This is a genomic window from Microbacterium sp. M4A5_1d (assembly GCF_053345465.1).
The window spans coordinates 340,260-361,714 of record NZ_JBKFAD010000002.1; the positions used below are offsets into that span (position 1 = coordinate 340,260).

General features: G+C 72.8%; 27 protein-coding genes. 5 read left to right on the forward strand and 22 right to left on the reverse strand.

Annotated features, from left to right (window positions below; genetic code table 11):
• Positions 1–7: 7 nt before the first annotated feature.
• From fliP to ACLBWJ_RS09835, 7 genes are all read right to left on the reverse strand, one after another.
• The gene (fliP, locus tag ACLBWJ_RS09805; RefSeq protein WP_114588711.1) at positions 8–742 is read right to left on the reverse strand and encodes a flagellar type III secretion system pore protein FliP; all 735 of its coding nucleotides are present in this window, start codon (positions 740–742) and stop codon (positions 8–10) included.
• On the reverse strand, positions 739–1,203 hold the full coding sequence (locus tag ACLBWJ_RS09810; RefSeq protein WP_282501687.1) for a flagellar biosynthetic protein FliO: 465 nt from the start codon (positions 1,201–1,203) through the stop codon (positions 739–741). Before ACLBWJ_RS09810 ends, fliP begins: the two co-directional genes overlap by 4 nt.
• A gap of 49 nt (positions 1,204–1,252) precedes the next feature.
• Positions 1,253–1,903 carry a flagellar motor switch protein FliN gene (fliN, locus tag ACLBWJ_RS09815; protein WP_269268333.1) on the reverse strand — a complete coding sequence of 217 codons (651 nt, stop codon included), beginning with the start codon at positions 1,901–1,903 and terminating at the stop codon, positions 1,253–1,255.
• Positions 1,900–2,829, reverse strand: coding sequence for a flagellar motor switch protein FliM (locus tag ACLBWJ_RS09820; RefSeq protein WP_112615233.1), 930 nt, complete (start codon positions 2,827–2,829; stop codon positions 1,900–1,902). Before ACLBWJ_RS09820 ends, fliN begins: the two co-directional genes overlap by 4 nt.
• A gap of 307 nt (positions 2,830–3,136) precedes the next feature.
• On the reverse strand, positions 3,137–3,946 hold the full coding sequence (locus ACLBWJ_RS09825) for an OmpA/MotB family protein (RefSeq protein ID WP_447660218.1): 810 nt from the start codon (positions 3,944–3,946) through the stop codon (positions 3,137–3,139).
• Positions 3,943–4,746 carry a motility protein A gene (locus ACLBWJ_RS09830; protein ID WP_274179497.1) on the reverse strand — a complete coding sequence of 268 codons (804 nt, stop codon included), beginning with the start codon at positions 4,744–4,746 and terminating at the stop codon, positions 3,943–3,945. Before ACLBWJ_RS09830 ends, ACLBWJ_RS09825 begins: the two co-directional genes overlap by 4 nt.
• On the reverse strand, positions 4,746–5,012 hold the full coding sequence (locus ACLBWJ_RS09835; protein ID WP_269268331.1) for a flagellar FlbD family protein: 267 nt from the start codon (positions 5,010–5,012) through the stop codon (positions 4,746–4,748). The genes ACLBWJ_RS09830 and ACLBWJ_RS09835 overlap by 1 nt, the downstream gene beginning before the upstream one ends.
• Positions 5,013–5,116: 104 nt before the next feature.
• On the opposite strand from ACLBWJ_RS09835, the gene ACLBWJ_RS09840 reads away from it, so the two are divergent.
• Entirely contained in the window at positions 5,117–5,746 is a 630-nt protein-coding gene (locus ACLBWJ_RS09840) for a hypothetical protein (RefSeq protein ID WP_282501684.1), read from the forward strand.
• A 103-nt stretch (positions 5,747–5,849) separates the two neighbouring features.
• On the opposite strand, the gene ACLBWJ_RS09845 is transcribed toward ACLBWJ_RS09840, so the two are convergent.
• From ACLBWJ_RS09845 to ACLBWJ_RS09915, 15 genes are all read right to left on the reverse strand, one after another.
• Complete coding sequence (locus tag ACLBWJ_RS09845) at positions 5,850–7,010, reverse strand: flagellar hook protein FlgE (protein WP_269268330.1); 1,161 nt, start codon at positions 7,008–7,010, stop codon at positions 5,850–5,852.
• Between the two features lie 57 nt (positions 7,011–7,067).
• On the reverse strand, positions 7,068–7,520 hold the full coding sequence (locus ACLBWJ_RS09850) for a flagellar hook assembly protein FlgD (RefSeq protein ID WP_274179494.1): 453 nt from the start codon (positions 7,518–7,520) through the stop codon (positions 7,068–7,070).
• Positions 7,521–7,534: 14 nt separating this feature from the next.
• Positions 7,535–8,965 (reverse strand): flagellar hook-length control protein FliK, encoded by a 1,431-nt coding sequence (locus tag ACLBWJ_RS09855; protein ID WP_282501683.1) that lies wholly within the window; start codon positions 8,963–8,965, stop codon positions 7,535–7,537.
• A complete protein-coding gene (locus ACLBWJ_RS09860) occupies positions 8,962–9,420 on the reverse strand; it encodes a hypothetical protein (RefSeq protein WP_269268327.1) in 459 nt (152 codons plus the stop codon). Before ACLBWJ_RS09860 ends, ACLBWJ_RS09855 begins: the two co-directional genes overlap by 4 nt.
• Positions 9,417–10,736 carry a FliI/YscN family ATPase gene (locus ACLBWJ_RS09865; RefSeq protein WP_282501682.1) on the reverse strand — a complete coding sequence of 440 codons (1,320 nt, stop codon included), beginning with the start codon at positions 10,734–10,736 and terminating at the stop codon, positions 9,417–9,419. Before ACLBWJ_RS09865 ends, ACLBWJ_RS09860 begins: the two co-directional genes overlap by 4 nt.
• Entirely contained in the window at positions 10,733–11,368 is a 636-nt protein-coding gene (locus tag ACLBWJ_RS09870) for a FliH/SctL family protein (RefSeq protein ID WP_282501681.1), read from the reverse strand. Before ACLBWJ_RS09870 ends, ACLBWJ_RS09865 begins: the two co-directional genes overlap by 4 nt.
• On the reverse strand, positions 11,358–12,359 hold the full coding sequence (gene fliG, locus ACLBWJ_RS09875) for a flagellar motor switch protein FliG (protein ID WP_274179490.1): 1,002 nt from the start codon (positions 12,357–12,359) through the stop codon (positions 11,358–11,360). Before fliG ends, ACLBWJ_RS09870 begins: the two co-directional genes overlap by 11 nt.
• A complete protein-coding gene (fliF, locus tag ACLBWJ_RS09880; RefSeq protein ID WP_282501680.1) occupies positions 12,356–13,981 on the reverse strand; it encodes a flagellar basal-body MS-ring/collar protein FliF in 1,626 nt (541 codons plus the stop codon). Before fliF ends, fliG begins: the two co-directional genes overlap by 4 nt.
• Positions 13,981–14,286 (reverse strand): flagellar hook-basal body complex protein FliE, encoded by a 306-nt coding sequence (fliE, locus tag ACLBWJ_RS09885; protein ID WP_269268323.1) that lies wholly within the window; start codon positions 14,284–14,286, stop codon positions 13,981–13,983. The genes fliF and fliE overlap by 1 nt, the downstream gene beginning before the upstream one ends.
• Positions 14,286–14,678 (reverse strand): flagellar basal body rod protein FlgC, encoded by a 393-nt coding sequence (locus ACLBWJ_RS09890; protein ID WP_023953675.1) that lies wholly within the window; start codon positions 14,676–14,678, stop codon positions 14,286–14,288. The genes fliE and ACLBWJ_RS09890 overlap by 1 nt, the downstream gene beginning before the upstream one ends.
• Positions 14,675–15,016 (reverse strand): flagellar basal body rod protein FlgB, encoded by a 342-nt coding sequence (locus tag ACLBWJ_RS09895; protein ID WP_023953676.1) that lies wholly within the window; start codon positions 15,014–15,016, stop codon positions 14,675–14,677. The genes ACLBWJ_RS09890 and ACLBWJ_RS09895 overlap by 4 nt, the downstream gene beginning before the upstream one ends.
• Before the next feature lie 126 nt (positions 15,017–15,142).
• Positions 15,143–15,403, reverse strand: a complete 261-nt coding sequence (locus tag ACLBWJ_RS09900) for a hypothetical protein (protein WP_282501679.1) — start codon at positions 15,401–15,403, stop codon at positions 15,143–15,145.
• Positions 15,400–15,777 (reverse strand): flagellar export chaperone FliS, encoded by a 378-nt coding sequence (gene fliS / locus ACLBWJ_RS09905; RefSeq protein WP_112615207.1) that lies wholly within the window; start codon positions 15,775–15,777, stop codon positions 15,400–15,402. The genes ACLBWJ_RS09900 and fliS overlap by 4 nt, the downstream gene beginning before the upstream one ends.
• Positions 15,774–17,153, reverse strand: coding sequence for a flagellar filament capping protein FliD (fliD, locus tag ACLBWJ_RS09910; protein ID WP_447660219.1), 1,380 nt, complete (start codon positions 17,151–17,153; stop codon positions 15,774–15,776). The genes fliS and fliD overlap by 4 nt, the downstream gene beginning before the upstream one ends.
• Before the next feature lie 93 nt (positions 17,154–17,246).
• A complete protein-coding gene (locus tag ACLBWJ_RS09915) occupies positions 17,247–18,047 on the reverse strand; it encodes a sigma-70 family RNA polymerase sigma factor (RefSeq protein ID WP_404568586.1) in 801 nt (266 codons plus the stop codon).
• A gap of 240 nt (positions 18,048–18,287) precedes the next feature.
• Between ACLBWJ_RS09915 and flgN the strand changes: the two genes are divergently transcribed.
• From flgN to ACLBWJ_RS09935, 4 genes are read left to right on the forward strand one after another with little or no spacing between them, the layout of a single operon-like run.
• Entirely contained in the window at positions 18,288–18,770 is a 483-nt protein-coding gene (flgN, locus tag ACLBWJ_RS09920) for a flagellar export chaperone FlgN (protein WP_036304750.1), read from the forward strand.
• 8 nt (positions 18,771–18,778) lie between these two features.
• Complete coding sequence (gene flgK / locus ACLBWJ_RS09925) at positions 18,779–20,182, forward strand: flagellar hook-associated protein FlgK (RefSeq protein ID WP_282501677.1); 1,404 nt, start codon at positions 18,779–18,781, stop codon at positions 20,180–20,182.
• A 13-nt stretch (positions 20,183–20,195) separates the two neighbouring features.
• Positions 20,196–21,077, forward strand: coding sequence for a flagellin N-terminal helical domain-containing protein (locus tag ACLBWJ_RS09930; protein WP_112615201.1), 882 nt, complete (start codon positions 20,196–20,198; stop codon positions 21,075–21,077).
• Positions 21,074–21,442: a flagellar assembly protein FliW gene (locus tag ACLBWJ_RS09935; protein WP_112615199.1), complete on the forward strand. Its 369-nt coding sequence runs from the start codon at positions 21,074–21,076 to the stop codon at positions 21,440–21,442. The genes ACLBWJ_RS09930 and ACLBWJ_RS09935 overlap by 4 nt, the downstream gene beginning before the upstream one ends.
• The last annotated feature ends 13 nt before the right edge of the window (positions 21,443–21,455 follow it).

Genomic DNA, 21,455 nt, shown 5'->3' on the forward strand with positions numbered 1-21,455 from the left:
CCCCCGGTCATCCGCCCGCTCCGTAGCTCTCCATCAGGGTGCGGAGGATGAGTCCCCACCCGTCGACGAGCACGAACAGCAGGATCTTGAAGGGAAGCGAGATCATCACCGGCGGGAGCATCATCATGCCCATCGACATCAGCGCTGCGGCGACGACGAGGTCGATGACGAGGAACGGCACGAAGATGACGAAGCCGATGATGAAGGCCGCGCGCAGCTCCGAGATCATGAACGCCGGGATGAGGGTGATCATCGGGACGCTCGCCGGGTCCTCGGGGTTCTCGGCGCCCGCGAACCGGGTCATGAGCGCGAGATCCTCCTCGCGCGTGAACGACAGCATCCAGGTGCGCAGTGGGTCGGCGCCGACGCCCACGGCATCGGTGAACGTGATCGAGCCGTCGACGTAGGGCTGGACGGCGACCGTGTTGATCTCGGTCAGCACCGGCCACATCACGAAGAGGGTGAGGAACAGGGCGAGGCCGGCGAGCACCTGGTTGGGCGGGATCGTGGGCAGCGAGAGGGCGTTCCGGGTCATCGCCAGCACCACGAAGATCTTCGTGAACGACGACATCATGAGCAGCAGTGCCGGGGCCACCGACAGCAGCGTGATGCCGATGAGGGTCAGGACCGACGACGAGGGTGTGCCGTCGATGCCGTTGATGTCGACGGAGATGCCGCCGTTCGGCGGGGGCGTCGAGGCGGCGACGAGCACGAGCGCGCCGAGCGCGCCGCCGGAGATCACGCGCCCAGGGCCCGGCGCAGCACCTGTGCGGCATCACGCGCGGTCATGGTCGCCGGGCGGGTGGTGCGGGCAGTGCGTTCGGCGCGGGCCTGCGCACGGAGCAGGGGCACGGGCGGTGCGAGGGGCGCGTCGTCCGCGACATCCCGCAGGACCGGGCGCGCCGTGTCGTCGCCGTGCGCGGCATCCGCTGTCGCGTGGGGCCCCGTCGTGGTGCCCGGCGTCGAGTCGATGCGGTCGAGCATCGACACCCCGCCCTCGGTGATGCCGAGCACGTAACGGGCCCCATCGATCTCGACCACGGCGACCTGGGCCTTCGGCCCGATGCCGCGCTTGGCGACGACGGTGATGTCGGCGACGGCATCCGTACGTGTCGACTTGAGGCCTCGCGGGCGGTTCGCGCGTGCTCCGTTAGCGCTGCCGCGAGAGAAGCGACGCTGCAGCACCCACACGATCGCGAGCACGACGCCGAGGGAGACGACGACGCGCAGCGCGAGCAGCAGATCGTCGATCTCAGGCCTCCGCGTTCTCGATGATGCGCGTGATGCGCACCGCGTAGTCCTGGTCGACGACGACGATCTCGCCATGGGCGATCAGCCGCCCGTTGAGCTTGACGTCGGCGGGGGCGCCGGCCGAGCGGTCGAGCTCGATGATGCGCCCGGGCTCGAGATCGAGCACGTCGCGGACGGTCATGCGGGTGCGACCGACCTCGACGGTCAGCTCCATCTCGACGCCGGCGATGCGCTGCAGGCGGCGCGGCGAGGCCGCGGCGGGGTGCGACACGCGCACGGCGAGGCGTCCGATCACGCGGGCATCCTCGTCGACGAGGTCGAACACCTGCGCGGCGGGGTGCGCGAAGAGCGCCGAGGCGTCTCCGATCGTCGCCTCGCCGAGCACGCTCGGGCCGAAGGCGGTCGCCGCGGCGTCGAGCGCGTCACGGAGTCGTTCGGGCAGCGGCAGGGCGGCGTCCGCGCCGAGGAGCGCCGACTCATCGAGGACCACGACCGCGAGCGCGGCGCTCGTGTCGCCGACCGACGAGACGATGACCGCGTCGCCGGTCTCGCCCGCGCTCGTCCCGGGGCGGGCGGTGATGCGCGACGCGGTGGGCAGCCGGTCGGCGAACGCGGCTGCGGCTGCGGCCTCGTGGGTGGTGGTGCTGGTCATGGCGACTCCTCGGACAGTGCGGGGGAGAGATCGGATGCCGTCACGACGCACGCGAGCCGCGCGCCATGAGATCCCACGGCGGCGGAAGCGACGACCTGCTCGTCGACGGTGAGATCGAGGGGGCGGTCGGCGGCGTGCGCGAGCGAGATGACATCGCCGACGGCGAGGTCGAGCACCTCGGCGGGGCGGACGGCACGCGGCGCGAGCCGCAGCGTCACTTCGACGGGCGTCTGCTCGACGTGCCGGCGGACGAGGCCCGGGTCGTTCGTCGCCCGCGGCGCCGAGGCGCTGTCGGACAGGCGCTCGAGCAGCGTCGCGGCGGGGAGGGCGATCGTCGCGGTCTCGGTGCGGTCGGCCAGACGCATCGAGAAGCGGGCCACGACCACGAGGTCCTGACCGCCGACGACCTGAGCGAAGGCCGCGTTGTACTGCACCGCGCCGACGCTCAGCTCGCGAGGCAGGAGGGAGCCGAGGGCTGTGCGCAGGTGGCCGAGGGTCTCGTCCATCAGCGACCGGATGAGCGCCTGCTCGATCGCCGTGAGGGCGCGGGCCTCGGGGCGCTGCGAGCCGTCGCCGCCGAGCATCTTCACGATCCACGACAGGGCCGACGGCAGCGGGAACTCGATGACCGCACGATCGTCCGAGGTCGCATCCGAGCACAGCACGAGCGTCGTGGTCGGCGGGATCGTCGCGACGTACTCGTCGTAGGTCTCGAGGCTCACCCGTTCGAGGGCGATGTGCGCGCGCACGCGGGCCTTCGCGGCGAGGAGCATCGCCCACTGGCGCGCGAACGCGTCGAAGGCCCCCGCCAGAGCGCGCGTGTGCTCACGGGACAGTGCCGCGGGTCGGCCGAAGTCGTAGCGTTCCGGGGCCGCGGTCGCGGCATCCTCGGTTCGCACGCTCGGGGCGGTCGGCACGGTCTGCACGCCACGGACTATCGGTCGCGTGTCGCCCGCGGTTAGGCCCGGGCCTCGCGGGTGGGTGTGGGCTCAGGTTGGGTTGGCAGTTTGTGCCCACTCGGGGCACGGGATGGGGCGGGAACTGCCAGGTGGGTCCTGGCGGTGACGTGAGCTCAGGTTGGGTTGGCAGTTTGTGCCCACTCAGGGCTGGGGATGGGGCGAGTTCCGCCAGGTGAGACCCCGGGTGGGCGCGGGCTCAGGCTGGGTTGGCAGGTTGTGCCCACTCAGCGCACGGGATGGGGCGGGGGCTGCCAGGTGAAGGCCGAGCCCGGAGTCAGCCGTCGGCGGCGGCGAGAGCGGGGAGCTCGCCGCGCACCTGGGCGTCGGCGTCCGAGAGCACGACGATGTCGACGCGACGGTTCTGCGCGAGGGCCTCGGCGCTCGAGCCCTCCGCGAGCGGTCGCGACGACCCGAACCCGACGGAGCTGATGCGCTCCCTCGCGACCCCGCGCGCCTCGACGAGGTAGCCGAGCACACCATTGGCCCGCGCGGTCGAGAGCTCCCAGTTGTCGGCGAACGGGGCGATGGCGGGGCGGGCGTCGGCGTGGCCCTCGACCGAGATGAGGTGCGCGTCGGCGGCGAGGACGGTCCCGGCGGCGTCGAGCACGGCCCGGGCACGGTCGCTCAGGTCGGTGCTGTTGGTGTCGAAGAACGTCTCGGCGCTCACGAGACCGATGGTGAGGCCCCGGTCGTCGATCGTGAAGGTCGCGGCGTCACCGAGGCCCTGCTCGGCGAGAGCGCCCTCGAGGCGTGAGCGCAGGTCGTCGAGCGAGCTGTACTCTTGCTCGGCCGGGGTCGGGGCGGTCGGGGTCTCGACGAATCCCTCGCCCTCCTCCTCGACCAGCTCGGGCGGCACGACGACGCCCTCCGAGACGTCGCGGGTCTCGGAGATCTCCGAACCGAACCCGGTCGCGAGCGAAGCGCGCAGCTGCTCGAACTTCTCCTGGTCGACGTTGGACATCGCGAACATGACGATGAACATGCACATCATCACGGTGATCATGTCGAGGTACGACGCCATCCAGCGCTCGTCGGGGCCCTCGTGCGAGGACTCCATGACCCGGCGGCGACGAGGCGCGCTCATACTCCGGCGTCCGCGGGCTCGTCGGCCGCCGCCTTCGCGCGGCCGCGCCCGGGCTTGGTCTCGGGGGCGAGCGCCCGCAGACGCTCGGCGACGAGCATCGGCGGGTTGCCCGCCTGGACGGCGAGCATCCCCTCGGTCACGAGCGTCATGCGGTCGACCTCGATCTCGGCGAGGCGCTGCAGCCGCGTGCCGATCGGCAGCCAGATGAAGTTCGCCGACAGGAGGCCCCACAGGGTCGCGACGAAGGCGGCGGCGATGAGGGGCCCGAGCTGGTCGGGCTTGTCGAGGTACTCGAGCACGTGGGTGAGCGAGACGACCGTGCCGACGATGCCGACCGTCGGGGCGTACCCGCCGAGGGCCGAGTAGAAGCGCGAGGCCGTGCGGCGCTCCGCGGCGACGGTGGCGACGCGGTCTTCGAGGACGACGCGCAGGTCTTCGGCATCCGTTCCGTCGGCGATGCTCTGCAGGGCATGGCGCAGCAGCGGGTCCTTCTCGTCTGCCACGGCGCTCTCGAGCGCGAGCAGCCCCTGGGCGCGCGCCTTCTCGGCGTATCCCACGACGGTGTCGATGAGCGCCTCGGTCGATCCCTTGATACCGACGAAGGCCCGCGGCAGCGCGCGCACGGCGCCCGCGGCATCCCGCAGCGTGCCGCCGGCGATGCCGATCGCGATCGTCGCGCCGAAGACCAGCACCATCGGCGCGGGCAGGAGCAGGGCGTTGAGGCTGGCCCCCTCCAGCTGGATCATCGCCCACAGGCCGCCGAAGGCCAGCAGGATGCCGATGAGGAGTGACGGATCCATCAGCGCTCACCCTCCGGCGCGGCGGCGGCGGCCGTGGAGGCCGACTGGGATGCGGACCCGGATGCCGCGGCATGGCCGAGCGCCGTCGCCAGCACGCGGGCGCGGAACTCGACGATGCTCTGGATGACGGCATCCATCGTCTCGGCGACGACGAACGTCGCCCCGTCGACCAGGGTGAGCGTCGTGTCAGGGCTCGCCTGGATGCGTTCGACGAGGTCGGGGTTCACGGCGAACCGGTGACGGTTCAATCGTGTGAGAACGATCATGTCGCCCTTCTCGTCGGTCAGCGCGCGGGGGAACGGGTCGTCGCGGGTACGGCGGCTCCGAGGAGACTGTCGGCAGCGGGCGGCGGTCGGTTAGCGTTGCGCTCGTGTCAGCGTCGTCATCGGAGCCGTCGTTCTTCCGACCCGTCGAGCCGCGGGAGATCCCCGGCGACGACCATCCGCCGCTCGACATGCCGGCGTGGATGGGGCCGCCCTGGCATGTCGCTCCGGCGATCGTGGCGCTCGACCGCGAGGTGGGTCGCTCGTCCGACACGGTCGTGTCGCTGGAGCTCGCGCGCGTGTACCGCGAGGGCGTCGTGCTGCGGTTGGCGGTGCGCGTGGCCGAGACCGGCCGGGTCGCGCGGCAACGGATCTGGGGATACCTCGATCGTGCGCACGGCCGGGGGCAGCTCGATGACCGGTTCGATCCGACGGGCCTGCGCTGGGGCGTCCGCTTCGCCGATGGGCGGACGATCACGACGCAGGACGATTCGCCGTGGGCACGGGGAGACGTGACCGACGCGCAGGTCGAGGGGCCGGTGATCGAGGGGCTCGGCCGCCCGCAGGGTTATGCCGACAGCTGGGCGCGCGAGTTCTGGGTCTGGCCGACACCCCCGCTTCCGACGTTCGAGGTCGGGGTGGAGTGGAGCGCCCGCGGTATCCCCGAGACGGTGACCGAGTTCGACGCGGCTGCGCTCGGGGCGGCGTCTGCCCGAGCGCTCCCGCTGTGGCCCTGACCGGCCGCGCACAACTCCTCAGAAACCGTCGTGACCGGCGCCGCGCGCGGGCCGCGAGGCCGAACCAGCGGGGATTCTGAGGAGTTGCGGGCCGCGCCCGCGATCAGCGCTTGAGGTTGGTCAGCTCTTGCAGCACCTCGTCGCTCGTGGTGATGATGCGGGCGTTCGCCTGGAAGCCCCGCTGAGCGACGATCAGGTTCGTGAACTCCTGCGAGAGGTCGACGTTCGACATCTCCAGAGCCCCGCTGACGAGCCCGCCGCGGTCGTCGGTGCCCGCGGTGCCGACGGCGGCCGCGCCCGAGTTGGCGCCGGCGCGGTACTGCGACGACCCGGCCTTCTCGAGCCCCTCGGGGTTGTCGAACGATGCGAGGGCGATCTGCGCGAGCACCGATGTCGCTCCGTTGCTGAAGGCGCCGACGAGGCTGCCGTCGGCCGACAGCGTGTACGACACGAGGCTTCCGGGCGCGCGGCCGTCCTGACCGCCGAGCTTGACGGTGCTGAGGTCGGCGTAGCCGGTGATGGCCGAAAGGTCGACCGCGACACCGCCCGAGGCGATCGTCGCGGGCGTCGTCGTCAGGCGTCCGTCGGCGAAGGCGAGCTGCGTCGTCGTGGCGCCGTCGGTGACGTCCCAGCCGCCCGCGGTGCGGGTGAAGGTGAGTGCGAGCTGGCGGGACTCGCCCTGCGCGTCGTAGACGGTGACGTCGCGGACGAGCTTCTCGCCGACCGCGGCGCCCGAGGGCAGGTTGCCGGTCACCGCGGCGGACGTCGTCGCGCGCCCGGGCGAGGTCGCGCCCACCGGGAGCGCGATGTTGCCGACCGGCCCGCCCGTCGGCACGACACCGTCGACGGCGGTCCAGCCCTGCACGAGCGCGCCGTCCTTGGTGGTCAGGCGACCCGCGGAGTCGAAGCCGAACGAGCCGTTGCGCGTGTAGAGCGTCTCGGCGCCGTTGCGGACGACGAAGAAGCCGTCGCCCGCGATCATGAGGTCGGTGGGCACGCCGGTGGCCTGCTGCGATCCCTGCGTGAAGTTCGTGCGGACCGCCGCGACCTGGGTGCCCAGACCCACCTGCGCGGCGTTCGTGCCTCCGGCGTCCGCCTGAGCGGCGCGGGAGTTCTGGACGATCTGCGAGAGCGTGTCCTGGAACTGCACCGAGCCCGCCTTGAACCCGACGGTGTTGACGTTGGCGATGTTGTTGCCCGTGACGTCGAGCATGGTCTGGTGTGAGCGGAGACCGGAGATTCCGGCGTAGAGCGAACGAAGCATGGGGTGTCCTTCGGTGAGGGGCTGACGTGGTCGTGGGGTAGCCGGAGTGGCCGTGGCTCAGGATGCGGATGCCGCGGGCGGCGCCGTCGCGGCATCCGACACCGCGATGCCCGAGACGACGTCGAGGGGGACCGCGGTGCCGCCGATCGTCACGAGCGGCACGCCCTTCTCGAACGACACCTGGGTCACGCGACCGCTGCGGGTCGCGCCGTCGGCGTCGACGTACGAGGCCTGCTGGCCGACGAGCGCGGCGGCGGTCTGGCGCATCGTGAGGGCGAAGTGCTCCGACGAGGTGGTGGTGAGCGCGACGAGCTGCTCCATCATGGCGAGCTGCGTCGTCTGCGCCATCATCTCGTTGGTGTCGAGCGGCGAGCTCGGGTCCTGGTTCTTCATCTGCGCGACGAGCAGCTGCAGGAAGACCTCGGAATCGAGGGTCTGCTTCGGCGCGGGCGGCGGGGCGGCTGCGGTGGGCGTGGCACCCACGACGCCGACGGGCGGAATGCTGCTCATGGTGGTTCTCCGATTCAGGCGTAGAGGTCGATGCGACCGGCCTCGAGAGGCGCGGGATGGGCTGGGTCGTCCGTGCGGTCCGCGGGAGCGGCAGGCCAGGCGGGCCCGTGACCGGGGCGCCCGCCGCGGCCCGGATCGTCGGCGGTCTGCTGCGGCGTCCGGCCGGATGCGCCGCCGTCCGATGGGTGGCCGCCCGACCCGCCTGCTCCGCCCGCCGCGGCGTGCTGTGCCAGGGCGGGGAGCTGCGACGACGCCCGTGACGGATCGTCGCCCGGGGTCAGGCTCACGGACGAGAAGGGCGCGAGCGCGGCGAGCTCGCGGCGCAGGTCGCCGAGGACCGCCCGGACCGCGTCGTGCGCCGCCGCCGTGCCCGAGCTCAGCTCGACGGTGATGGAGGACCCGGAGATGTGCGCCGTGACGGTGATCGGTCCGAGGCTCTCGGGCGAGACCCGCAGCACCATGGTGTGGCGGCCGGGCTCGGCCGCGACGAGGGAGAGGACGGGGCCGCGCAGCTGAGGCGCGAGGGCCGGCGCGGATTGCGCATGAGCGCCTTGCGTGGGCGTGGGCGTGGGCGTGGGCGCAGGCGCGGACTGAGCCGGGCCGGGCTGAGCGGGCGCGGGCTGCGAACCGGGCGTCGGCGTCACGGATGCCGCTGCGGACACGTCCGCGGATCCCGGCACGGGCTCCGGTGCGGTCCGCGCCGTCGGCGCGGCCACGGCGGGGATCGTGCTCGCTGCGTCCGGCGGTGACGCGCTCATGGCTGCGGGTGTCGCCCCGGCGGACGTCGTCTCTCGTGCTGTCGTCTTCTCGGGCGCCGTCGTCGGGGCTGCGTCGGTCGCCGTCGCGGCTGCTGTTTCCGTCGCGGTTGCCGTCTCCGCCGTCGCTGCCGTCTCCGGCGCTGTCGGCGCCTCTGCCGTCGCCCCTGCCGCCGGCGCGCCCCTCGTTCCTACCAGCGCTCCTCCTGCCAGCGCTCCTCCGGCCATCGGTGTCGCGCGATCGGCGCCGACCGGCACAGTCCCGGTCGACGGCAGCGTCTCGGCGCCGAGTTCTCTGCTCGTCATCCCCGCAAGCGGACCCGCATCATCCGAGATCCCGATGCCCGACATTCCGCCCGTGGGCCCGGCGCCTGTGCCCGCACCCATGACGGCGAGCAGCGCTGCCGCATCGCCCGTTGCCGCGTCCGCGTCGTCGTCGAGAGCTGCCGCCTCCGCCGCGTCCGACGAGTCGATGCCGAATGCCCCGCCGAATGCCCCGCCGCCCGCTCCGACGCCGGCCCCGGCAGCGTCCACTCCGCCCACGGGCACCGCGACCGCGGCCTGCCCGGCGAGCACGAGCGCGAAGGCATCCGATGCCGTCGCGCCGTCGCCCCCGTCGTTCGAGGCTCCGCCGCCCCGCGGACGCACCGCAGCGCTCGTCGTTCCGAGTGCGAGACCCCACAGACTCATGACGCCCCCTCTGTCCGGTCCGGCGCGTCCGGTGCGCCCGACGTCCCGCTCGCCGAGCGCAGCGCGATCTCGTCGAGAACGGCCTGCTCGGCGGCATCCCGTCTCGCGCGTTCCCGTTCGTGGAAGGCATCGGCCAGCCGCTCGATGCCTCGCTCGGCCCGGCGGGCGTCGTCGAGGCCCGCGCGAGCCGCGTCGACTTCCGCGCGCTGCGCTCGCCGGAGCGTGTCGAGGTCGGTCAGCAGGCTGCGCGCGGCCACACGGCTGGCGGCGAGGGCCGCGAGCGTGCGGATGTCGCCGGGCGTCTCGGCCGACGTCGTCAGGGCCGCGCGCAGCTGCCGATCGCGCGCCTCGGTGCGCTGCTCCTCCATCGCGGCGCGCGAGAGGTGCGCTGCCGCGGCACGCTGCTGGATGCCGCGGATGCGCAGCAGCCCGGCCAGGGGGAAGCCCCGCTTCATGAGACGTCCCCGAACGATGCGACGAGCTCCCCGAGGCGGCGCCACGACTCGGCTGCGGGGGAGCGGTCGTCGAGGTCTTGCCGGAGGAAGGCGTCGATCGCCCGTGCCGAGGCGACCGCGGCGTCGACCCGCGGGTTCGCTCCCGCCTGGTAGGCGCCGACGCCGATGAGGTCCTGCGCCTCCTGGCGTGCCGCGAGCACCGAGCGCAGCGTCGTCGCGAGGCGTCGCTGATCACCGGTCGCGACCTTGCCCGCGAGCCGGGACACCGATCCGAGTACGTCGATCGCGGGGTGGTGCCCGGTGACGGCGAGCGTCCGGTCGAGCACGAGGTGTCCGTCGAGGATCGAGCGCACGGTGTCGGCGACGGGCTCGTTGTGGTCGTCTCCCTCGACGAGCACCGTGTAGATCCCCGTGATCGAGCCGTGCCGGTCGGTGCCGGCGCGCTCGAGCAGCCGCGCGAGCACGGGGAAGGTCGAGGGCGGGTAGCCGCGGGTCGCGGGCGGTTCGCCGGCGGCCAGTCCGATCTCGCGCTGCGCCATGGCAACGCGGGTCAGCGAGTCCATCATGAGCACGACGTGCTGACCGTCGTCGCGGAACGACTCGGCGATGCGCGTCGCGGTCGAGGCCGCCCGCAGGCGCGCCATGGCGGGCTGATCGGAAGTCGAGACGACGACGACCGAGCGTGCGAGCCCCTCCGGCCCGAGATCGTCCTCGAGGAACTCGCGCACCTCGCGGCCGCGCTCGCCGACGAGCGCGATGACGTTGGCCGAGGCCGACGACCCCCGCGCGATCATCGACAGCAGGGAGGACTTGCCGACGCCAGATCCGGCGAACAGCCCCACGCGCTGGCCGCGGCCGAGCGGCGTGAGGGTGTCGATCGCGCGCACGCCCGTGACGAGCGGCTCGGTGATGCGCTCGCGTCCCATCGCCGAGGGAGGCGCATGGTCGAGGTCGACGCGAGGCGCGACGAGAGGGCCGCGACCGTCGATGGGTCGGCCGAGCCCGTCGACCACGCGCCCGAGCACGGCGGCGCCGACCGGCACGCGGGCGCGGCCGGAAAGAGCGCGGGCCGTGTCGCCGACGCGCAGTCCGTCGGTGACGCCGAGCGGCATGCAGCGCAGGATGCCGCGGTCCGCGGCGACGACTTCCGCGGGGATGCCGGCGGCCCCGCGATCGGCCGTCCCGCCGAGTTCGACCAGGTCGCCGACGGCCCCGTGCACGCCGCGGATGTCGACACCGAGCCCGACGATGCGCGAGACCGTGCCGGTCCGCAGCGGACGCGCCGCCTCGATGACCGCCGGCCAGCCCCCGCTCACGCGCTCTCCTCGAGAGCCCGGCGGGCCCGCGCGAACGCGGCGGCGATCCGCAGGTCGATCGCGCCATCGGCGAGACGGATCGTCGCGTCGCCGGGCGCGAGTCCCGGGTCGACCTCGACCTCGACCGATCGCGGCAGCGTGGCGGTCCCGCTCTCGGCGGCATTCGCGGCGCCGGTGAGGATCGCCGCGTCCGCGGGGGAGAGCCGGACCACGGGCGCCTCCGCAGCCTCGAGATCCGAAACGGCGTTCCCCACGCGTGCCGCGGTCGTGAGCGCCGCGCGCACGGGGTCGGACAGCTCGCGCTCGACGATAGCCTGCGCCAGCTCGATCGCCATCGCGTGGAGCTCGGCGACGACGGGCGCCGTCAGTTCGGTTGCGCGGGCGTCGAACCGGGCGGACGCGCGCTCGAGCGCCGCGAGGGCGGCAGACGCGCGCGCCCGGGCGGCTGCGTCCGCCGCCTGCTCCCGTTCGGCACGTTCCGCTGCCTCGCGTTCGGCGTGGGCCGCGGCCTGTCGCATCCCCTCGGCGTACCCGGCGGCGTGACCGCGGGCGCGGGCCCGATCGCGTTCCTCGGTGAGAGCCGGGCCCGACAGTCGGGGGATCTCGAGGCGGGTGAAGGCGTCAGACGACATACTCCTCCTCGACCCGTTGCACCCGGATGTCGCCGGCGGCCTCGAGCTCGCGGATCGTCCGGACGATCGCCGCGCGCGCCTCCTCGACCTGCGAGACGCGCACGGTGCCGAGCAGACGCGACTCCTCCTGCAGCGCCTCGCGGTTGCGCTCGGTCATATTGCGGAGGATCACGTCGGCCACCGGGCCCGACGAGCCCTTCAGCGCCAGAGCGAGCACACGGACGTCGATGCCGCGCAGCACGCGCTGGGCGTCGCGATCGTCGAGCACGACGATGTCGGCGAAGGTGAACATGCGCGAGCGGATGTCTTCGGCCAGGGCGCTGTCGCGCGCCTCGATGCTCGCGAGCAGGGCCTTCTCGACGGTCGCATCCGACCGGTTGATGATGTCGACGAGGGGCTGCACGCCGCCGAGGGTCTCGCGGGCGTCGCGAGTGGTCAGCGCCCCCGAGCGAGCGCGCAGCGCGGTGGCGACGACGGCGACGGCATCCTGTGTCGCGGTTCCCATCGTCGCGATCGCCTGCGCGACATCGGTGCGGGCGGGGTCCGCGATCTCGGCCAGGACGGCCGCGGCGCGCTCCACCGGCAGGTGCGCGATGACGAGCGCGACGGTCTGGGGCAGCTCGCCGTCGAGGATGCTCGCCACCTGGGCCGGCTCGACGGCGGTGAGGAACTCGAACGACGAGCTCGTCATCGACGACGACACCTTCGTCAGCACACCGGCGGCGCGCTCGGGGCCGAGCGAAGCCTCCAGCAGTCCCGTCGCGAGGTCTCGCCCGCCGCGGACGGGCGGCAGGTGTCCCCGCACGACCCGCTGGAAGTCGGTCAGGGCATCGCGCGTGGTCTCGAGGTCGAGGTCGCGCAGCCGGATGATCTCCGCCGCGATCGCCTCGGCCTCGTCGTCGGAGAGGTGCTTGAGGACTTCGACGGCCTGCGCCCGGTCGAGGTTCATGATGACGACGGCAGCCGTCTGTGTCCCGGTGAGCTCGCTCATGCGTCGGTCGAGTCCCGGACGAGCCGGCGCAGCAGGTCGGCGGTGCGGGCGGGGTCGCGGCGGGCGAAGTCGCCGATCTCGGCGCGACGGCGGTCGAGGGCGACCTGCACGGGCTCCGGGTCGGGCTCCGGCTCGGGATCGACCGACATCGCGGGCAGGGGGACCGTCGGCGCCTCGTCGAGGAGCGGGGTCGCGAGGCCCCGGGTGAGCGCGTCGAAACGGTCGAGCGGCTCGTCGACCGGCGTGAGCGTCATGACCGGCTCTTCCGCCGCGGCGGCGCGTCGGCGGCGGACGATCACGACGCCCGCGATCGTCGCTCCGATGAGCCCGAGCACCACCACGACGGCGATGATCGCGGTGCGGAGCGTCTCGGCGGCGCGCTCGGCTTCCTCCGTCTCGCGCGCGGCGTCGAGTGCCGCCTGGGCGGCCGCGGCGCCCTGATCGCTGAAGGCGACGAGCTCGACGGTCACCTGGTCGCCGCGGGCGCGGTCGATGCCGGCGGCCGAGGTCACGAGGGCCTCGAGCTGCGCGACGTCGACGACATCGGTGCCGTCGGCGTTGACCGCGACGGCGACGGTCTGCCGCGCGACGGCCCCCGCCGGCGTCGAGGTGCTCTCGACGGTCTTGTTCACGACGTTCGAGCGGTTCGTCTGGGTCGATTCGTAGGTGCCCGCACCGCCGACGCCAGCCGGAAGCTCGGTGCCCAGCACGCCGGTCTGTCCGCCGGTGCCCGTGTAGGTCTCGGTGCTCGACTCCTCGGTGGCCGGCAGGGCACCTTCGACCGGCGTGTAGGTCTCGTCGACGCGCTCGGTCGCGGCCTGCTGCATCTCGGCGGCGACCGACACGGTCGCATTGCCGGTGCCGAGCACGGTGTCGAGCATCTGCTGCACGCTCGCCGTCATGCGAGTCTCGTACGCCCCCGCCTGCTGGTCGGCGTTGCGCGTGCCATCGCCGCCGATCGCCGACAGGGTGCGGCCTGCGGCATCCACGACCGCGACGTTCTCGGGCTTCATCCCGCTGACGGCCGCCGAGGTGAGGTGCACGATCGCCTCGACCTGCTCGGGCGGCAGCGCGACTCCGCGGGAGGTCTCGATGAAGACGGATGCCGTGGGCTCGACCTTCTGCGAGACGAACACGCTCTCCTCGGGCAGCGCGAGCTGCACCGAGGCCGTCGTCACGTTCTCGAGGGCGCCGATCGTGCGGGCGAGCTCGCCCTCGATCGCGCGCTTGTAGGTGACCGACTGCTGGAACTCCGAGCTGGTCACGCCCATCTTGTCGAAGAGCGAGTACCCCGACGACTCGGCGCTGGGAAGTCCGGCCGCGGCCGCGGCGAGGCGCTGCTCGTACACCGCGGTCTCGGGCACGAGCACGGTCGAGCCGCCGTCGGTCAGCTCGTAGGGGATCGAGCCCGAGCGCAGCTGCTCGACCACGGCGCTGGCGTCCGAGGCCGACAGACCCGAGAACAGCGGGGTGAGGGTCGGACGCGACATCCAGCTCGCCAGGGCGAACACGCCCATCGCGAGCACCGCGATGCCGATGATCGCGATCGTGCGCTGAGCCAGGGTGAACCCGGCGATGGTCGTGCGCAGGCGCGTCCAGAGCGACGTGACGGCGGCGGGCATCAGGCCTGCATCCGCATGATGTCGTTGAACGCCTCGATGCCCTTGTTGCGTACGGCGGCGACGAGCTCGAGGGTCACCGACGCGCGCGACGACGCGATCATCGCGGAGTGGATGTCGTCGAGGTCACCGGTGACGGCCGCGACGGCCAGCTCGTTCGACGTCGACTGCATCGCGCGGAGCTCGTCGACGGCGCCGGTGATGCTCGCGCCGAAGTCGGCGCCGTCGGTCTGCTGGGGCGGGCGGGTGCTCGACGTGAGGGCGGATGCGGCCGCGCCCAGGGCGTCGATGCCCGACAGCGGCGGCATCAGCGGCGTCCGATCTGGAGGGCGGCTTCGTAGGTGGTCTTCGCACGGTCGACGACCGCCGCGTTGGCCTGATAGCCGCGCTGCGCGAGGATCAGGTGGCTCATCTGCTCGCCGAGATCGATGTCGGGGTAGCGCACGTAGCCGTCGGCGTCGGCGAGCGGATTGTTGGGCTCGTGCACGAGCCGGCCCTCTGTGCCGCCCCAGACGGCGCCCGCGACGCGCACGCCGCCCGGGTCGCCGGCCGACTCGACCGCGATGTAGCGCTGGCGGAACGCGTCGTCGCCGGGCGCGACGGCGGTGTTGATGTTGGCGATGTTGTCGCTGAGCGCGTCGAGCCAGGTGCGGTGGGCCGTCAGGCCCGACCCGGCGATGCCGATGGCGTCGAAGGTCATGAGGTCCTCATCGCGGTCTGGAGCGAGCTGAAGGTGCCGCCCACGGCCTGCGCTGCGAACTGGTACCGCAGCACCGCCTCGATGTTGGCGAGCGTCTCGGTGTCGAGGTTGACGTTGTTGCCGTTGAGCCGGGTGGGGGCGGTCGACTCGCGGACGGTCGCCGTCACGGCGCCGTCGCCGCGCTCGACCGAGCGCGCCAGAGCGCTCTCGAAGCTGACGACCTTGGCCCGGTAGCCGGAGGTGTTGACGTTCGCGATGTTGTCCGCGATGGCGCGCTGGCGCTCGGCGAGGCCCGAGAGGGCGCTCGTGAGCGCGGTGGTGGTCACAGATTCGAGCACGAAGGCGTCTTCCGTCGAACGATGTGGCCGATCCCTGGCCGATGGATGAGCGATCCGTGCTCAGCATCCCCTATCGGCCGCCGCAGCGACGCCGTTAGACGGGCATCCGGCGATCCGCGCGCCCGGTCAGCCGTCGACGTCGAGGTAGACGGCGTCCGACTGTGACTGCGGGATGCGATCGAGAGCGTCGAGGTGTCGGCGCAGGGCGTCCCGTTCGGCGCGCAACGCCCGCGCGCGATCGGCCTGCGCGCGCAGGATCGCCCGGGCCCGGTCTTCGAGGTGCGCCGGGATCGGGCCGAGATTCGCGGGCGCATGCCACGGCTGAGCCGGGGAGGTGTCTGCAGCGAGCTCCGCCTCGAGCCCGTCGAGCAGGTCGGACCAGGTCACGCGGGCGCCGCTTCCGCCGCGCCGTGCCACGCCTCGCGCAGGGGAGCGATGAGATCGCGGCATTCGCGGGTGCGCTCGGGATCGCGGCCGATGTTGGCCCCGATGAGCGTGCGGGTGATGTAGTCGTAGACGGCCCGGAGCGCCGCCGATCCGCTCCAGCTGTCGTCGAGCGAGCCGGTCAGCTCGACGAGGATCCGCTGCGCGTGCTGCAGCTGCTCGTTGGCCGTCTGCCAGTCTCCCGACCGCTGCGCCGCCTCTCCGCGTTCGACGTCGAGGAGCAGCCGGTCGAACAGGAGCGTGACGAGGCGCGACGGGCTCGCCGAGAGGATCGTCTCTTCGCGGTAGCGCTGCTGCGCGCGGAGGGCGGCGTTCACTTCTTCGCCGTTCCCGACAGGGCCGACAGCTGCGACTCGAGGTACGACGACTGGGTCTGCAGCCGCGAGAGCATCGTCTCCATTGCGGCGTACGTGCGTTCGAGTGTCGCTCGCCGCTGCTCGAGCCGCAGGTCCCAGCGCGCCAGCTGCTCGCCGAGCATCTTCACCTCGGACTCCTGCCCCGTGATGCGGGCCGTGAGCAGGCCCTCGTACTTGTCGGAGTAGCGCTCGGCGACATCCTGAACCCGCGCCGCGACCCCCGCGAAGACCTGCTGCACGCCGGCGGGGTCGTCGGCGAGGGCTTTCGTGAACGCGTCCTGGTCGAAGGTCAGCGCGCCCCACCGGTCGACGCTCAGGCCCATCGTCGAGGGGGCGACCCCGTCGAGCGGCAGCTGCACGGCGCCGGTGAGCGCCTGGTGGAGCGCGCGCACGGTGCTGTCACCCGTGAACACGCCGAGGGTCGTCTGCTGGCCCGGGGTCGTGGCGGCCGTGGCGGTGGACCCGCGGGCGATGCCAGCCAGCAGCGTGCCGATCTGGGTGACGAACGCCTTCGCGGCGGCCGCGCTGCCATCGGCGTCCGCGGCCACGGTGACCGAGACCGGCGTGGCCGCGGCCCGGGTCACCGTCACGTCGACGCCGGCGAACAGGGACCTGAAGGTGTTGCTCGCCGAGGTCACGGTCTGCTCGGCGGCGGTTCCCGCCCACAGACGCACCTGCGCATCCGCGCCCACCGTCACGATCGCCGATCCGGGTTCCGTGGCGAGGTCGCTCGCCGTGCCTGCCGCGACCGCTGCCGCGTCGCCGCGGAACACCTGGAACGTGTTCTCGGCGCCCGTCTCGGTCGCGGTGATCTGCAGGCGCCACAGGGCCTGGCCGTCAGCATCGACGCCCGCCGACACCGCCGACGCGGTGATGCCGGTGCCGGTCGCGCTCAGCGCGTGGGCGATGTCGGCTGCGGCGCCCGACGTCGGGCGGACCTCGACGGGCTTGCCGTCGGCGCCGAGCACCGTGAAGACGAGCGGATCGTCCGTTGCCGAGCCGAAGGCCCCCGTGACGACGCTGTGGGCGGTGGCGACGCGGTCGACGACGACGTCGGCGCGCAGGACCGGGGCCCCCGCGGATGCCGTCACCGTGAGGCTGTCGTCGGAGCTGGTCGCCGTCCGCTGCCGGAGCGCCGTCGGGCCGGCGGCATCCTTCGCCTTCGTCGCCAGGGACTGCAGCGACGCATTGAGTGACTGCAGCTGGGCGATGACGGCTTTGCGGTCGTCGGACTTGGCGCTGAGGATCGTCCGCGGCAGGCGCTCGACGTTCATGAGCGCGTCGATGATCGCCTTGGTGTCGAGTTTCGAGGCGAGGCCGTCGATCGAGATCGCCATGTGCCCGTCCTGTCGTTCGTCGGTGCGGCCGCGTGCGCGCCGTCCGTTCGCTCTATCGACCGTGCGGGCGGGATCGTTAGCCGGCGCGACGCGTCAGAGCGCGACGGATGCCGCCGGCGCCACGCCGCGGCCGCTGCGGGGCACCATCGCGGTGATGCGGGCGAAGTACGCCTCGCGCGTCTCGACCGAGACCCGTGAGATGGGTTCGGCCTGCTCCTCGGCCGCGAACCGCTCCAGGGCGTCGCGGAGCAGCCGGATGGCTTCGGCACGCTGCTGCGAGACGGCGGAGTGCGAGACGCCCAGCTCGGCCGCGATCTCCTTGACGGGGCGCTCGTCGATGTAGACAGCCTGGACGATGGTCCTCATGCGCTCGGGGAGAGCCGCCACGGCGCGCTCGAGCACGTCGCGCCGTTCGCGGAGCACGGCGGCCTCGTCGGGCAGGACCATCGGGCTCGGCACCTCGAGCGCCGTCGCGTCGTCGATGCTCGTGACCGTGCGCGCCGCGTCGTCGAGGGCTTCGACGACCGCGGCACGCGGCAGGCCCATCGTGGCCGCGATCTCGTCGACGCCGGCGACACGGCCGAGGCGAGCGGTCAGGGTGTCGCGGACGGCCGTGGTCTCCTTGATGCGCTTGCGGATGCCGCGCGAGGCCCAGTCCATCGATCGCATCTCATCGGCGAACGCGCCGAGGATGCGGCGCCGTGCGTACGCGCCGAAGGGGACACCGAGGGCGGGGTCGAACGCGTCGGCGGCCGTCACGAGGGCGAGGGCGCCGACCGACGCCAGCTCCTCCAGCGGCACGTGCGTGGCCCGCGAGTGCAGATCCCGCGCCAGATAGCCCACGAGGGGCAGGTTCTCTTCGATGAGTCGATTGCGTTCCGCGTGACCGAGGATGTGCAAGGGGGGCCTCTTTCGTGGCGTGCACCCGCTTCCGCGGCCCGAATTCGCGGAAGCCGTCACGCCGGCTGAGGCCATCATAAGCAAAATGAGAAACATCTCATACGGAATCCTGAGGAGATGTAACGGGATCGACTCATCGGCCGATAGACGAGGATGATCGCTTCAGAACGGTTCGTCGGAAGAGCGAGTCGTTCGATGCGGTCCATGGGGGGCTGCTCAGGTAAGGGGGACACCTTGGGAGCTAATGAACTGTCGATGCAGCTGTGGCGCGAACGCGAGCTGCTCGAGATGCTGATCTTCAAACTCGAGGAGCAGCGCCTGCTGCTCGAGGCCGGGAACACGCGCTGGATCCATCTCGCGTCGCGCGAGATCGAGCGCGTCCTGGAGGAGCTGCGCGAGTCGGGCCTCGGCCGCGACGTCGAGGTGGCCGCCGTCGCGCGCGAGTGGGGCGTGCCCGAAGCCGCCACGCTGTCGGAGCTGCTCGATTCGGCCCCGACCGGCACGTGGCGGGATGTCTTCGCCGAGCACCGCGCCGCGCTCACCGAACGCATGGCGGAGGTCTCGCAGCTGAAAGAGGCGAACGAGACGCACCTGCGCGCAGCCAGTCGCGCAGTGGACGAGACGCTCGCCGGACTCGAGTCCGGCACGGGCGAGTACACCACGGGCGGTGGGCGAGTCCGCGAGGACACCGCGCGCATCGTCGACCGGGAGATGTGAGGACGCAGATGTCGACATTCAGCGGGTTGGGGACGGCCGCGAGTGCGCTCGCCGCGGCGCGGCGCGGCATGGACCTCGCGGGACAGAACGTCGCCAACCAGCTGACGCCCGGATACACGCGGCAGCGGCTGGAGACGTCCGCGGTCGCGCCGCCGGCGGGCGCGACGCGCTTCGGACCGGTCGCCGGCCAGGGCGTCTCCGTCGACGGGATCGCGCGGCTGGGGGATGCGGTGCTCGATGCGCGGGTCCGCGACACCCTCGCGGCATCCGGCTACTGGTCCGCGCGTGCGCAGGCCGCGGTGCGCGCCGAGGCCTCGCTCGCCGAGCCGGGCAAGAACGGCCTGGCCGACCAGCTCTCGCAGCTGTGGACCGCATGGCAGGACCTGTCGAACGCTCCCGACTCCACGGCGGCTGCCGCCGCCGTCGTGACCCGGGGTGAGACGCTCGTCGCACGGATCGCCGACGGATACCGCTCCGTCGCCGAGCAGTGGTCGTCGGCGCGCGACGCCGCCGAGCTGACGGTCGATCAGATCAACGCCGCCGCGGCCGAGATCGCCGAGCTCAACGCTGGGATCCGCGAGGTCGGCGTGGCGGGCGGCTCCGCGAACGAGCTCATCGACCGGCGGAACCTGCTCGCGCAGACCGTCTCGCGGCTCTCGGGCGCCGTCGGCACGGTGGAGTCCGACGGCACCCTCACCCTGAGGGTCGACGGGAACGCCCTCGTCTCGGGCACGCGAGCCCGCGAGCTCGAGGTCATCGGTCCCCGCTCCATCGGCGCGGACGAGCCGGTCGTGCTCGCCTGGCGCGAGCCCGGTGCTCCGCCCGTCGGGGTCTCCAGCGGCGAGCTGGCCGGCACCCTGTCGGTGCTCGCGCCTGCCGAGTCCGGCGGCGTGCTGGCGGGGCTCGCGGCGTCGTACAACGACCTCGCGGCATCCCTCGCCACGACGGTGAACGCGCAGCACCGGCTCGGGTCGACCGCGTCGGGCGTGCCGGGCGGTGACTTCTTCGCCGTCGCGGCGGACACGCCCGCTGCGCTCGCGCTCAGCGTCGTACCCCGCGGCCGCGACGACTTGGCAATCGCCGCTCCCGGTGCGGGCGCTCTCGACGGCGGGAACGCCGACGCGCTGTCGGGCATCGGGAAGCGGTCCGACGGACCCGACGCGCGGTGGAGCGATGTCGTCTCGCGTCTCGCGGTCGCCACCGCCGCCGAATCGGGACGGGCCGCGCGCGCCGAGACGACGGCGGTGGCCGCGGCGGCCGCGCAGCAGTCGGTCGCCGGCGTCGACAACGACGAGGAGACCATGAGTCTGCTGACGTACCAGACCGCCTACCAGGCGGCGGCGCGTGTGCTCACCGCCGTCGACGAAGCCCTCGACATCCTCATCAACCGCACCGGCCTCGTCGGCCGCTGACACCCGGAGCGCCATGATCAGCCGAGTCACATCGCAGACGCTCGCGCAGTCCGCCCTGCGGAACCTGCAGTCGGGCCTGAACGACCTGTCCCGCCTCCAGAACCAGGCGACCTCGCAGCGGGCGTTCGCCGCCCCGTCCGACGACCCCGCCGCCGCGTCGGCCGCTCTCGACCTCCACGCGGCCCAGCACCGGAACGCCCAGTACGCGCGCAACATCGGCGACGGCCTCACCTGGGTGACGACCGTCGACAACGCCATCTCGGCCTCGACGTCACTGCTCGGGCGTGCGCGCGACCTCACCCTGCGCGGCGCGAACTCGGGGGCACTCGACGCCAACGCGCGCGAGGCGATCGCGCTCGAGCTCGAGACCATCGCCGATGAGCTCTTCGCCCAGGCGAACACGACGCTGCTCGGACGCTCCGTCTTCGCCGGCACCACCGAGGGCAGCGCCTTCGCAGCCGACTTCACGTTTGCGGGCGTGCCGGGCAGCGAGGTGCGCCGACGCGTCGCCGACGGCGAGACGGTGCGCGTCGACGCGAGCGGCGCGGAGGTGTTCGGCTCGGGCGAGGACTCGGTCTTCGCCCTGATCGGATCGATCGTCGCCGATCTGCGCGGCGGAGCCGACATGCGCGGCCGCATCGACCAGATCGACGACCGCATGAACGCGATGCTGGGGGTGCAGGGCACGGTGGGGGCGAGGCAGAATCAGATCATGCGAGCCAAAGACGCGGCGGCCGACGCGACGGTGTCCCTCGAGGCGCAGCGCGCGGCGGTCGAGGACATAGACACCGTCGAGGTGCTCGTCGCCCTGAAGTCGCAGGAGCTCGTCTACCAGTCCGCACTCGCCGTCACCGCGCGGGTGATGCAGCCGACGCTGATGGACTTCCTCCGATGACCGCGCTCCAGTTCGTGACACCGCCCCCCGGGCTGTCGCCGCACACGTCGTTCTCCCTCGACGAGGTCGACAGCGCTGGAGGCCTCTACGCGCTGACGGCCGCCGACGACCCGGGGGTGCGGCTGTTCGCCGTCGATCCGGGGGCCGTCATCGACGACTACGCGCCGACGCTCTCCGACGCGAACGTCGCCGACCTGGGACTGTCCGAGCCGGCGGATGCCCGGGTGCTCGTGGTGGCGCGGATGACGGACGAGGGCATCGGCGTGAATCTCCTCGCCCCCGTCGTGATCAACCGGCGCACCGGCGTCGCGGCGCAGGTCATCCTCGAGGGGCAGGACCTGCCCGTTCGGGCCCTGCTGGCCTGACCCCGGCCCGGCC